Source organism: Micromonospora sp. NBRC 110037 (assembly GCF_001652995.1).
In the GTDB taxonomy this organism is placed as follows: domain Bacteria; phylum Actinomycetota; class Actinomycetes; order Mycobacteriales; family Micromonosporaceae; genus Micromonospora; species Micromonospora chalcea.
On record NZ_BBVA01000008.1, the window covers coordinates 37,440 to 50,067 of the forward strand.

Annotated in this window: 12 protein-coding genes; 7 read left to right on the forward strand and 5 right to left on the reverse strand. The window is 72.7% G+C overall.

The genetic code is table 11. The features are described 5' to 3' along the window. Nucleotides 1-95 precede the first annotated feature (95 nt). The 4 genes from A4R25_RS22320 (at nt 96) to A4R25_RS22335 (ending at nt 2,703) form a co-directional block, all read left to right on the forward strand. On the forward strand, nt 96-314 hold the full coding sequence (locus A4R25_RS22320) for a winged helix-turn-helix domain-containing protein (RefSeq protein WP_030500544.1): 219 nt from the start codon (nt 96-98) through the stop codon (nt 312-314). A gap of 72 nt (nt 315-386) precedes the next feature. Next, on the forward strand, nt 387-887 hold the full coding sequence (locus A4R25_RS22325) for a cation:proton antiporter regulatory subunit (protein ID WP_064447962.1): 501 nt from the start codon (nt 387-389) through the stop codon (nt 885-887). Between the two features lie 5 nt (nt 888-892). Then, a complete protein-coding gene (locus tag A4R25_RS22330) occupies nt 893-2,110 on the forward strand; it encodes a cation:proton antiporter (RefSeq protein WP_043327579.1) in 1,218 nt (405 codons plus the stop codon). A 164-nt stretch (nt 2,111-2,274) separates the two neighbouring features. Beyond that, the gene (locus tag A4R25_RS22335; protein WP_030500541.1) at nt 2,275-2,703 is read left to right on the forward strand and encodes a hypothetical protein; all 429 of its coding nucleotides are present in this window, start codon (nt 2,275-2,277) and stop codon (nt 2,701-2,703) included. 70 nt (nt 2,704-2,773) lie between these two features. Here A4R25_RS22335 and A4R25_RS22340 read toward each other — a convergent pair whose 3' ends face one another. The 5 genes from A4R25_RS22340 to dnaK all read right to left on the reverse strand — a co-directional run bounded on the left by A4R25_RS22340 (nt 2,774) and on the right by dnaK (nt 7,547). Beyond that, entirely contained in the window at nt 2,774-2,980 is a 207-nt protein-coding gene (locus A4R25_RS22340; RefSeq protein WP_043327580.1) for a hypothetical protein, read from the reverse strand. Between the two features lie 186 nt (nt 2,981-3,166). Continuing rightward, entirely contained in the window at nt 3,167-3,607 is a 441-nt protein-coding gene (locus A4R25_RS22345; RefSeq protein ID WP_030500539.1) for a heat shock protein transcriptional repressor HspR, read from the reverse strand. A 24-nt stretch (nt 3,608-3,631) separates the two neighbouring features. Then, nucleotides 3,632-4,813, reverse strand: coding sequence for a molecular chaperone DnaJ (gene dnaJ / locus A4R25_RS22350; RefSeq protein WP_064447963.1), 1,182 nt, complete (start codon nt 4,811-4,813; stop codon nt 3,632-3,634). Nucleotides 4,814-4,892: 79 nt separating this feature from the next. Then, nucleotides 4,893-5,627, reverse strand: a complete 735-nt coding sequence (grpE, locus tag A4R25_RS22355) for a nucleotide exchange factor GrpE (protein WP_043327582.1) — start codon at nt 5,625-5,627, stop codon at nt 4,893-4,895. 48 nt (nt 5,628-5,675) lie between these two features. Beyond that, nucleotides 5,676-7,547 carry a molecular chaperone DnaK gene (gene dnaK, locus A4R25_RS22360; protein WP_043327583.1) on the reverse strand — a complete coding sequence of 624 codons (1,872 nt, stop codon included), beginning with the start codon at nt 7,545-7,547 and terminating at the stop codon, nt 5,676-5,678. Nucleotides 7,548-7,758: 211 nt separating this feature from the next. Here dnaK and A4R25_RS22365 point away from each other — a divergent pair, with 211 nt between their 5' ends. The 3 genes from A4R25_RS22365 to A4R25_RS22375 are packed head-to-tail and all read left to right on the forward strand — an operon-like array spanning nt 7,759 to nt 12,531. Further along, nucleotides 7,759-9,576, forward strand: a complete 1,818-nt coding sequence (locus A4R25_RS22365) for an ABC transporter (protein WP_064447964.1) — start codon at nt 7,759-7,761, stop codon at nt 9,574-9,576. Nucleotides 9,577-9,593: 17 nt separating this feature from the next. Beyond that, nucleotides 9,594-11,252 carry a GTPase gene (locus tag A4R25_RS22370; protein ID WP_064447965.1) on the forward strand — a complete coding sequence of 553 codons (1,659 nt, stop codon included), beginning with the start codon at nt 9,594-9,596 and terminating at the stop codon, nt 11,250-11,252. Nucleotides 11,253-11,304: 52 nt separating this feature from the next. Beyond that, nucleotides 11,305-12,531 (forward strand): hypothetical protein, encoded by a 1,227-nt coding sequence (locus tag A4R25_RS22375; RefSeq protein WP_064447966.1) that lies wholly within the window; start codon nt 11,305-11,307, stop codon nt 12,529-12,531. Nucleotides 12,532-12,628 lie beyond the last annotated feature (97 nt).

A 12,628-nucleotide genomic window follows, 5' to 3' on the forward strand; every position in this document is an offset into this window, starting at 1 on the left:
AATCGGTACCAGTCGTAGGTCAACGATCGACCCACAATTGCTTGAGGTTGGAGGTGGGTGCATGGTCGAATGGGCCTGCCATCCGGGGAGTGTGTATGCCCAAGCAGCAGTACCAGGTGCTCGCAGACGAGCTGAAGAGCAAGATCGATTCGGGAGAGTGGCCACCCGGCACCAAGCTGCCGAGCCGTGCCCAGCTCTGCAAGGAATACGGCGTCTCCGACACCGTCGTCGGCAAGGCGATGATGATCCTGCGGGCGACCGGCCTCACCGAGACCCTTGAAGGTGTCGGCGTGTTCGTGGCCGAACGTGCCTAGACGAGTCGCATCGACCAGCCTGTAGTTCGACCCCGGACGCAGCAGGTGCGCGCCCGGAGTAGCCTCACCCGCGTGCGAGTACGTGTCGAACAGACCGCCCTGCCGGGTATCGGCGTACGTCATGACCTGATGACGGAGTCCGGCCGCCGGCTCGGTGTGGTCTCCCACCGCAATGGCCGTCGCGACCTGGTCCTCTACGACCCGGAAGATCCCGACTCCTGTCAGCACGACATCCCCCTGACGGACGACGAGGCGGAGGCGCTCGCCGACATCCTCGGCGCGTCGCTGATGCTGGGTCAGCTCTCCGGGCTGCGCGAGCAGGCCGCCGGGCTGCTGACCGAGCAGATCGCCATTCCGGCCGGCTCGAAATACGTCGGCAAGCGGCTGGGTGACACCAAGGCCCGGACCCGGACCAGCGCGTCGATCGTCGCCGTGCTGCGTCAGGGCACGGTGAACGTCTCGCCGGATCCCACTTTCCGGTTCGAAGCCGGCGACGTGGTCGTCGTGGTCGGTACCCGCCAGGGGCTCGACGGCGTGACCGCGATCCTCGCCGAGACCGACCCGGACGTCTGACGCGTATGCACGAAACCACAATCCTGCTCATCGAGGTCGGTGCGCTGCTGCTCCTGCTCGGCCTGCTCGGCCGGCTGAGCCGTCGCGTCGGTGTCTCGCCCATCCCGCTCTACCTGCTCGCCGGCCTGGCGTTCGGGCACGGTGGCCTGCTGCCGCTCAACGCCAGCGAGGAGTTCTTCGCCGTCGGCGCCGAGATCGGCGTGATCCTGCTGCTGGTCATGCTCGGCCTGGAGTACAGCGCCAACGAACTGGTGGGCAACCTCCGCTCGGCCGCGCCGGCCGGTCTGATCGACGCGGTGCTCAACGCGCTGCCCGGCTTCGGGTTCGCGCTGCTGCTCGGGTGGGGCTGGGTCGCCGCAGTGGTGCTCGGAGGCGTCACCTGGGTGTCGTCGTCGGGCGTGATCGCCAAGGTGCTCGGCGACCTGGGCCGGGTCGGTAACCGGGAGACGCCGGTGATCCTCTCCGTCCTGGTGATCGAGGACCTGGCGATGGCCCTCTACCTGCCGCTGGTCACCGCGCTGCTCGCCGGGGTCGGCCTGATGAAGGGCGGCATCGCGCTCGCCATCGCGGTGTTCACCGTCGTCGTGGTGCTGGCCGTGGCGATCCGGTACGGCCACCTGATCTCCGCCGCGCTCTCCGCCAAGGACCCGGAGGCGCTCCTGCTCGGGGTGCTCGGCCTGACCCTGCTGGTCGCCGGTATCGCCGCCAAACTCCAGGTCTCCGCCGCTGTCGGCGCGTTCCTGGTCGGCATCGCGTTGTCCGGGCCGGTGGCGCACCACGCCACCGAACTGCTCTCCCCGCTGCGGGATCTCTTCGCCGCTGTCTTCTTCGTGTTCTTCGGGCTGGTCACCAACCCGCTGGACATGCCGCCGGTGCTGCTGCCGGCGCTGGTGCTGGCAGTGGTCACCATGGCGACGAAGGTGGCCACCGGCTACCTGGCCGCCCGCCGGGCGGGGATCGCCGAGCCCGGTCGCTGGCGGGCCGGCCTGGCGCTGACCCCGCGCGGCGAGTTCTCCATCGTCATCGCCGGACTGGCCGTCGCGGCCGCCTACCCGGTGAACCCGAAGCTGGCGGCGCTCGCCACCGCGTACGTGTTGATCACGGTGGTGACCGGGCCGCTGCTCGCCCGGCTGCCCGACACCCAGTGGTTCAAGCAGTGGCTGCGCTCCCGCGCCGCCGCCGCCCGTGCGGCAGCGGCGTTGCCCGCGCCGACCGGGGACTGACCCGCGCCGGGCCGGACCTGCCACAGGCAGATCCGGCCCGGCGTTGTCAAATTGATCCCCGGAAGGTCTACCACTGCTCCGCTCAGCCGCGTTAACGTTTCGGCCCAGCAGCCAGGGTCCGCGGGTGGCCGGTGCCCCCGCCAGCGCAAGCGGAAGGTCGGCCGGTGAGCGTGCAGGAAGATACGTTCCACGGCTTCGCCAATCCGGTCGATCCCTCGCCCGCCGAACTCCGGGCGTGGGCCTATCAACCGGATTCGGTGCCGCTGACCTCGATGCCGCCCGACTGGGACCTGCTGGTCGCCGGTGACCATCTGGTGCAGACGCTGTTCGACCTGGCGATGGACGAGCGCTGCCCGGCCCGGCGGTTCGCGCTGCACTGCCTCTACATCTACGCCGCCGACGGCATCCGGACGAACTTCCGCGCCCATCCCAAACGCCGGTTCCGCAAGCTTGTCGAGCAGGCCGAACGCGCCGGTGACGACCTGATGCGCAACTGGGCGCACAACAGCCGCGTGCTGCTCGCCCGGCCCGACCTGTTCGTCTACCGGGACTGGTGCGAGGGCGGCCTGGTCCGCGAGAACCGCCGCCTCTGACACGTCGCCGGGTTGAACGGCGAACGGGCCGGGATCCCCCGTGGATCCCGGCCCGCACGTCGGCGGATCGTCAGGTCGACCCGCCCTGCTTCTTGCGCCTCTCGTCGTCCCGGGCCCGGTCCACGCCGTGGTCCGTCTGGTCGGCGAAGCGCCCTTCCTTGACCTTGTCGCTGAAGCGTCCCTCGGTGACCCGGTCGAACCGCTCGCGGACGTTCTCGGCCACCTTCTCCAGCCGTTCCTCGGCGCGTTCCGCCACCTTCTTAGCCGGTTCCGCCATGGCTCCCCCTGCCAACTCGGCGTCCGATTTAGGGGTTTCGGCCCTACCGGCGAGCCTAGTCGACAGCGCCCTGCCGCATCCCGCTTTCCCCGACGAGCGCCCCGAACCAGGGACGCACGAGGGCCGGACGTACGAAGGCCGGCGCGGCCCCGGGGGAGCGGGGCGCGCCGGCCTTCCGGTGAAAGGTCAGCGGTCGGGAGCGCGGCGTGGTCGCCAGACGACGAGCGCGGTGGACGTGCGGTTGGTCGGCACGAGGTCGCCGCGGGCAAAGCCACCGAGCGACTCCAGCTCGGCGATCCGCCGGTACGCGGCGTCCAGCTCCGCCTCCAGCCGGGCCACCCGCTGCTGTGCCTCTTCGAGCAGCCGCTCCAACCCGATGATCCGCTTGACCCCGGCCAGGTTGATCCCGTCGTCCTGGCTGAGCCGCTGCACCTCGCGCAGCAGCACCACGTCCCGGACGCTGTACCGGCGACCACCGCCGGACGCCCGGCCCGCCTGCACCAGGCCCAGCCGGTCGTACTGGCGCAGCGTCTGGGGGTGCATCCCCGCCATCCGCGCAGCCACCGAGATCATCAACACCTTGGCCTCGTAGGCCGGGTCACCCGAGCCGACGTACTCCTCCGACATGCCCGCTCACCTCCGCTGCCGCCGTCAACTGAATCGACGTACCCGCGCGTCGAGATGTTCCCGCGCGGCGGGCGGAGTCTGCTCCGCGAAGGTCTCCAGCGCCGCCCGCGCCTCGTCCGAGACCTTCGCCGGGACCACCACGTCGAGCGTGACCAGCAGGTCACCGGCGCGGCCGTCCTTGCGTACGACGCCCTTGCCGCGGGCACGCAGCACCCGCCCGCTGGGCGTACCCGGTGGCACCCGCAGCGTCACCGTCCCGTCCAGGGTCGGCACGCGCAGGTCGGTGCCGAGGACCGCCTCGGCGTACGTGATCGGGACGTTCAGGGTCAGATCGTCCCCGGTACGCCCGAACAGCTCGTCCGGGCGGACCTTCACCTGCACGAACAGGTCGCCCGCCGAGCCGCCCCGCTCACCGGGCTCACCCCGGCCGGCCAGGCGGATCCGCTGCCCGTCGGCCACCCCGGCCGGGAAGCGCACGTTCAGCGTGCGGGTCTTGGTGACACCGCCGGTGCCGTGGCACTCTGGGCACTTCTCCTCGACGATCGTGCCGACGCCCTGGCAGTTGCGACACGGCTCGGAGAAGCTGAACGACCCCTGGTTGCGGGTGGTCACGCCGGCGCCGTGGCAGACCGGGCAGGCCACCGGCTGGGTACCCGGCTTCGCGCCGTTGCCGTGGCAGGTGTCGCAGACGCCGGGCGCGCGCAGCGTCAGCGGCAGCGTGACGCCGCGTACCGCATCCTCGAAATCGAGCGCCACCTCGGTCTCGACGTCCCGGCCCCGCGCCGGACCGCGCGGACGCGCCGCGCCACCCCCGCCGCCGGAGAAGATCGAGCTGAACAGGTCGGTGAAACCGCCGCCGCCGAACCGGGTGTCCCCGCCGCCCGCGCCGCCGCCGAACAGGTCGGAGACGTCGAACGGCACGCCGCCCGGCTGGCCCGCGCCGCGGGCGCTGCGGCGGAAGGCGCCCGAGCCGAACAGCGAGCGCATCTCGTCGTACTCGCGTCGCTTCTTCTCGTCGCCCAGCACCGCGTACGCCTCGGAGACGGTCTTGAACCGCTCCTCGGCCCCGGTGTCGCCGGGGTTGTGGTCCGGGTGCGACTCCCGGGCCAGCTTGCGGTACGCCTTCTTGATCTCGTCCGAGGAGGCGGACTTCTCCACGCCCAACGCGGCGTAGTAGTCCTTCTCGATCCAGTCCTTGGAACTCACCGGTCCACCCCCTTCCACGGGTCGAAGCCCGGCCGTCCCGCCCGCCCGGTGGGGGCGGGCGGGACGTCACGGGTCGGCACTACTCCGGGTCCGCGACCGCGACCATGGCGGGCCGCAGCAGCCGCTCGCCGAGCTGGTAACCGCGGCGCATGACCTGTACGCAGGTCGACTCGGTCACGTCGGCGGAGGTCTGGTGCGCCACCGCCTCGTGCCGGGTCGGGTCGAACGGGTCGCCCTTCTCGCCGAACGCGGTCAGGCCGAACTTGCCCAGCGCGGCGGTGAGCTGCTCGGCCACGCTGCCGAACGGGCCCACCAGATCGCCGTGCTCACGGGCCCGGTCCAGGTCGTCCAGGATCGGCAGCAGCGCGCTGAGCACAGTGCCGGTGGCCTGCTCCTGGACCAGGTTGCGGTCCCGGTCGACCCGCTTGCGGTAGTTGGCGTACTCCGCCGTGACCCGCTGGAGGTCGCGGGTGCGCTCCTCCAGGTCGGTGCGGAGCGACTCCAGCTCGGCGCCGAGCGGCGCGGTCGCCTCCGTCTCCCCGCTCGGCTCGGCCGGGGAGTCGACCACTGTCGGCCCGGTGACCTCGGCCTCGCCGCCGATCTCGTCGACCACGACCTCGGCCTCCTCGACCAGCCCTTCGGCGGGCGCGTCGGCAGCGGCGTCCGCCGCCGAGGCGTCGTTCGCCGGCTGCTCGGTCACCTTGCCGAGCTTGCGCTTGTCGCGGATGACGACCCGGGGTTCGTCGCCGGCGTCCTTGCCGGCGCCCGCCGACCCGGTGGCACCCGGGTCGGCCGCGCGTGGCTTGTCCGTCATGCGGTTACCTCATCCCTCTGCCGTGCGAATCGTGTCCGGGACCGGATGTCACTTCTTGTCCTCGTCCACGATCTCCGCGTCGACCACGTCGTCGTCGCCGCCGGCCTTCGGGCCACCGGTCGCGCCCGCGCCCGCGCCGGCGCCCGGCCCGGCCGCGCCACCCGGCGCCGCCTGCTCGCCCTCCTGCTGCTGGGCGTAGAGCAGCGAGCCGGCCTGCTGGGAGACCTGCGCCAGCTTCTCGTGCGCGGACTTGATCTTCTCGATGTCCTGGCCGCCGAGCGCGCTGCGCAGCTCGCCGAGCGCCTCGTTGAGCTGGTCACGGTTCTCGCTGGGCAGCTTGTCGCCGCTCTCGGCGAGGAACTTCTCGGTCTGCCACTGGAGCGCCTCGGCCACGTTGCGGGTCTCGGCCTCCTCGCGGCGGCGCTTGTCCTCGTCGGCGTGCTCCTCGGCGTCCCGGCGCATCCGCTCGATGTCGTCCTTCGGCAGCGAGGAGCCGCCGGTGATCGTCATCTTCTGCTCCTTGCCGGTGCCCAGGTCCTTGGCGTGCACGTTCACGATGCCGTTGGCGTCGATGTCGAACGTGACCTCGATCTGCGGCACGCCGCGCGGGGCCGGCGGGAGGCCGGTCAGCTCGAAGGTGCCGAGCTTCTTGTTGTAGGCCGCGATCTCCCGCTCGCCCTGGAACACCTGGATCAGCACCGACGGCTGGTTGTCGTCGGCCGTGGTGAAGACCTCGGAGCGCTTGGTCGGGATGGTGGTGTTGCGCTCGATGAGCTTGGTGAAGATGCCGCCCTTGGTCTCGATGCCCAGGCTCAGCGGGGTCACGTCGAGCAGCAGGACGTCCTTGACCTCGCCCTTGAGCACACCGGCCTGGAGCGCGGCGCCGACGGCGACGACCTCGTCCGGGTTGACGCCCTTGTTCGGGTCCCGGCCGGTGAGCTGCTTGACCAGGTCGGTGACGGCCGGCATCCGGGTCGAGCCGCCGACCAGGATGACGTGGTCGACGTCGGAGATCTTGATGCCGGCGTCCTTGACGGCCTGCTCGAACGGGCCCTTGCAGCGGTCCAGCAGGTCCTGCGTCATGCGCTGGAACTCGGCGCGGCTGAGCGTCACGTCGAGGTGCAGCGGGCCGGCCGAGCCGGCGGTGATGTACGGCAGGTTGATGTTGCTGGTGGTGGCGGCGGACAGCTCGATCTTGGCCTTCTCGGCCGCCTCCTTGAGCCGCTGCATGGCCATCTTGTCCTGCGAGAGGTCGATGCCGTGCTCACCGCGGAACGTCTTCACCAGGTGGTCGATGATGCGCTGGTCCCAGTCGTCACCGCCGAGCTGGTTGTCACCGCTGGTGGACTTGACCTCCACCACGCCCTCGGCCAGCTCCAGCAGCGACACGTCGAAGGTGCCGCCACCGAGGTCGAAGACCAGGACGGTCTGCTCCTTGGAACCCTTGTCCAGGCCGTACGCCAGGGCGGCCGCGGTCGGCTCGTTCACGATCCGCAGCACGTTGAAGCCGGCGATCTCACCGGCCTCCTTGGTGGCCTGGCGCTGCCCGTCGTTGAAGTAGGCGGGGACGGTGATCACCGCGTCGGTGATCTGCTCGCCCAGGTACGCCTCGGCGTCCCGCTTGAGCTTCATCAGCGTGCGGGCCGAGATCTCCTGCGGGGTGTACTTCTTGCCGTCGATGTCGACGGTCCAGTTGGTGCCGATCTCCCGCTTGACCGAGCGGATGGTCCGGTCGGGGTTGGTCACCGCCTGGCGCTTGGCGACCTCACCGACGAGCACCTCGCCGTTGCGGGCGAACGCGACGATCGAGGGAGTCGTACGCGAGCCCTCTGCGTTGGCGATGACGGTGGGCTCACCGCCCTCGAGAACGCTGACGCAGGAGTTCGTCGTGCCGAGGTCGATGCCGACCGCACGTGCCATGTTCGCTTCCTCGCTTCGTAACGGGTGAGCAGGTCAGACGGCCTGCCCGGGAGGGCCGCCCGGAAGCGACCGCACCACAAGTTGAGTGAACTTGACTCAATAGTGCCACGCCATCGCCAATCCGCAAGTCGAGGTTGAGCCGACCCGGCGCAACCCGACCGTTACTACTGTCCGGTTGTCTTACCTTGCGTCGGTCGGGCACGCTTTAGCGGTGACGACGCATGGCGATTCCGCCACCCGTGCCGGCGCGCCCGCCGTCGCAGCCCGCACCGGAGCCACCACCGGCGCCGACCAGCCTGCGCACGCCGCGGAGGGCCTGCCCGCCGCGCTCACCGGCCTGCGGTCGGCGATCGGCGCGGCCCGCTTCCCGCTCGCCCTCCCCTCGGCCGAGCCGGCCCGGCACGCCGCCACGAGCCTCACCGACCAGCTCGACGACTACCTGCTTCCCCGGCTGGCCCGGCTCGACGCCCCGCTGCTGGTGGTGGTCGGCGGCTCCACCGGCGCGGGCAAGTCGACGCTCGTCAACAGCCTGGTCCAGGCACGGGTCAGCGCGGCCGGGGTGCTCCGCCCCACCACCCGCTCCCCGGTGCTGGTGTGCAGCCCGACCGACGCGGCCTGGTTCCGGCAGGGCGAGCTGCTGCCCGGCCTGACCCGGACCACCGAGCCGAGCGAGCAGCCGGGCACCCTGCACCTGGTCACCGCACCGGCGCTGCCGCCCGGCCTGGCCTTCCTCGACGCGCCCGACATCGACTCGGTGGTCGACGCCAACCGGGCGCTCGCCGGGCAACTGCTCGCCGCCGCCGACCTCTGGCTGTTCGTCACCACCGCCGCCCGGTACGCCGACGCCGTCCCCTGGGAGCTGCTGCGCAGCGCCCGCGCCCGGGGCACCGCAGTGGCGATGGTGCTGGACCGGGTCCCCCCGGAGGCCGCCGACGAGGTCGCCGCCCACCTGTCCGAGATGCTGGCCGAGCAGGAGCTGGGCGCCGCGCCGCTGTTCGTGCTGCCGGAGACCTGGGTGGACGGGCAGGGGCTGCTGCCGGACCGGATCACCGCCCCGCTCAGTGACTGGTTCGCCCGGCTCGCCGCCGACGCCGACGCCCGCGCCGCGGTGGTCCGGCAGACGCTCGACGGCGCGCTGGCCGCGCTGCACCCGGTGGTGGAGGCGCTCGCCGAGGCCGCCGACGAGCAGTGCACCGCGGCCGACGCGCTGGACGAACGGGTACGGGCCGCGTACCGGGGCGCCGAGCGGAGCGTCGACCAGGGGCTCCGGGACGGCCGGCTGCTGCGCGGCGAGGTGCTGGCCCGCTGGCAGGAGTTCATCGGCACCGGCGAGTTCTTCCGGGGCCTGGAGGCACGCATCGGCCGGCTGCGGGACCGGGTCGTCGCGGCGGTCACCGGGCGGCCCGCGCCCGCCGCGGAACTGCGTACCGCGATCGAGTCGCAGCTCGTCACGCTGCTGCGCGGCGTGGCCGCCGAGGCGGCGGAGAACGCGTACACCGGTTGGAAGGCGCACCCGGCCGGCGCGGCGCTGCTGGAGCCGGACCTGGCCCACGCCTCGGCCGACCTGCCGGAGCGGGCCGAGCAGTTGGTCCGCGACTGGCAGCGCGGCGTGCTGGAACTGGTCCGGGTCGAGGGCGGCGACCGGCGGTTCGTGGCCCGCACTGCGGCGTACGCGGTGAACGCCACCGGCCTCGCCGTCATGATCGGCGTGTTCGCCTCCACCGCGTTCATCCCCACCGGGCTGGAGGTCGCCGCCGGCACCGGCACGGCGGTCGCCGGGCAGACCGTGCTCCAGGCGATCTTCGGCGACCAGGCGGTGCGGAACCTGGCCCGCAAGGCCCGGATCGACCTGCTCGACCGGACCGGCAAGCTGCTGGCCGAGGAGGCCGAGCGCTTCCTGGCCCGCACCGAGGCCGAACGCCCGGCCGACAACGCCGGCGCGGCGCTGCGCTGGGCCGCCCTGGAGGTCGAGCGGGCCCGGCACCGGAGCGGCTTGTTCCCGAGCCCCGAGCAGGACGGACGCCAGTGAGTAACGTCGTCGGACGGATGCGGGACGCGCTGCGCGGCGAGCAGCGGGTCGACCCGGACGTGCTGATCGAGCGCCTCCAGGCGATCCAGCGGTTCCTTTCCGCGGTGGACGGCGATGTGCCCGACGCTCAACTGGTCGCCGCGCACACGGTGGTCGAGCGGGCCGGTGACCGGCTCGCCCTCTCCGGCCGGCACACGGTGGTCGCGCTGGCCGGCGCGACCGGCAGCGGCAAGTCGAGCCTGTTCAACTCGCTGGCCCGGCTCGACCTCTCCCCGGTCGGGGTGCGCCGGCCGACCACCGGCGTCGCGCACGCCTGCGTGTGGGGTCCGCTGGACGGCGCGGTCCGGCTGCTCGACTGGATCGGCGTGCTGCCCCGGCACCGGTTCGTCCGGGAGAGCCCGCTTGACGCCGACGACGAGTCGACGCTGCACGGCCTCGTCCTGCTCGACCTGCCCGACTTCGACTCGGTGCAGCACGGTCACCGGCTGGAGGTCGACCGCCTGCTGGGCCTGGTCGACCTGGTGGTCTGGGTGGTCGACCCGCAGAAGTACGCCGACCGCGTGATCCACACCAGCTATCTGCGCGAGTTCCACAGGCACAAGGACGTCACGGTCGTGGTGCTCAACCAGGCCGACCGGCTGCACCCGACCGAGCTGCCCAAGGTCCTCGAGGATCTGCGCCGGCTGCTCGACGAGGACGGGCTGGGCGGGGTGCCGCTGCTGCCCACGGTAGCGGTCGACCCGAACGGGCTGAGCGGCCTGCGGGCCGAGCTGGAGCGTACGGTCGCCGAACGGCAGGCCGCCCTGCGCCGGCTCTCCGGCGACGTGGACGCCGTGGTGGCCGATCTCGAACCGCTCGTCGGGCCGGAACCGCCGAGCAGCAAACCCGGCGACGCCTCGGCGCAGGAGCTGAACCGGGCGCTGGCCGGGGCGGCCGGGGTGCCGACTGTGGCGGCGGCGGTCGAGAGGGCGTACCGGCACCGGGCCGTCAGCAACACCGGCTGGCCGCTGCTGCGGAGCTGGCGCAAGCTACGACCCGATCCGCTGCGCCGGCTGCACCTGCCCGGGCGGGACCCGGACGCGCCGGCGGACAGCCTGGTCGCGGCCACCTCCGTACCCGATCCGACAGCCGCGCAGCGCTCGGCGCTGACGCTGGCGATCCGCGCGGTGGCCGACCGGAACGGCGCCGGTCTGCCGGCGCCGTGGCCGGCCGCGGTGACCGCGGCGGCCCGGTCCCGGCAGGCCGACCTGCCGGGCGCGCTCGACCACGCGGTCGCCGCGACCGACCTGGGCATGGACCGCCGGCCGGCCTGGTGGCGGGTGGTCGGCGCGCTTCAGTGGGTGGTCACCCTGGCCGCGCTGGCCGGCCTGGTCTGGCTGCTCCTCGGGTACGCGGTGCGCCTGCTCGGCCTGCCCCCGCTGGAACACCCCACGCTCGGCGTGGTGCCGTGGCCGACGGTCCTGCTGCTCGGTGGCCTGCTGGCCGGGCTGCTGATCGCGGCGCTGACCCGGCCGGTGGTCGGGTGGGCGGCCCGCCGGGCCCGGGCGCGGGCCGAGCGACGCCTGCTCACGTCGGTGGGCAGCGTCGGCGAGAAGTACGTGCTGGACCCGGTGTGGGCGGTGCTGACCCGCTACGGCACGGCCCGGGAGGCGCTGCGCGAAGCCGTGCGGCGCTGAACCCGGCGCGCTGACCGGTGTGGGGGCGGCCCGCGCGGCGTAGGGTCGATGCATGGCCACGCCACAGACCCCCTACGACGCGGTTCTGCACGCCGCGCGCGACGTGACGAGGCTCGACTCGGCCCTGGACGCGGAGATGCTCGGCGCCGCGTTGCTGGGCAGCGTCTACGCCGTCGCGGAGCACGACCGGGAACAGGCCGTCCGCGAGTTCGTCACCGGCTTCCTCGCCGCCACGTCCCGGCGGCGCAGCGCCGCCGCGACCACACTGCGCGCCGTCTTCGCCGCCCTGGTGCCCGACGCCGAGGGCGCCGCCCGGGTCCGGCCCGGCGCGTACGCCCCGACGTGGGCCGGCCAGCTCGGCCGGGTGCACGTCACAGGCGCCTGGGCGTACGGCGACGTGTACGGCGACCAGACGTCCTACCTCGCCACGTTCGCGTACGACGACGAGGAACAGGGCGGGCCGGAGCACGCGCTGGTGGCGCTGGTCGACCACAACATCGGCATCACCAAGGACGTCTTCGTCGGCGGCCCGGCGGCCCGGATCGTGGAGCAGGCCCGGGAGATCTGCACCGAGGACGAGTTCACCTGGTTCCGTACCGAGGACCCGGCCCGGATGCACGCCGAGGTGAGCCGCCACCTGGCGGTCACCGACGACCTCGCCGAGCTGCCCGCACAGGGCTCGCTCGCCACCGACCGGGCGCTCGTGGGCGCACGGCTGGCCGCGCTGCCCGGGCCGACCCCGCCGGCCGGTCCGGCGGTCGTGCCGCCGCCCACCGACGAGGAGCGCACCCGCCTGATACGCGCATTCCTCGACTCGCCCGAGGCGTCCCGGTTCGGCCTGCCCGAGGTCGCCGACGGCGAGCTGGCCTCGCTGCACTTCTGCCTCGGCCTGCTGCTCGACCACGCGGCCAGCTTCCCGGACGCCGACCCGATGCGGTGGAGCCCGATGGTCGCCGAGCTGTTCCTGCTCGACTGGGTGCACCGCCGGGCCGTGCTGGACATGGACGACGCGGCGATGCTGCCCCGGGTGCTGCGCGCCTGGGCGGCGTACGCGGCCCGGCAGCGCGGACTGTCGCAGTCGGCGGCCGCCCGGACGGACGAGGCGATCACCGAGATGGTCCCGGAGTTCGCGCGGCTCTACAGCACCGGTGAGCGGCGCAGCCCGGCCACCGCGGCGGTCGCCCAGCTGATGGCGGACGGCGTGGACCCGGACGACCCGGAGGCGCTCAACGCCTGGATCGAGGCGAACCGCCACCGCCTGACCGACGACCCGGCCTAGGCAGTCGCACACGCATGATCGACACCACCTCGGCGAGGTGGCGGCATCACCCCGGCCAGAACCACACCACTACGCCGAAGTGGTGTCGATCATGCGG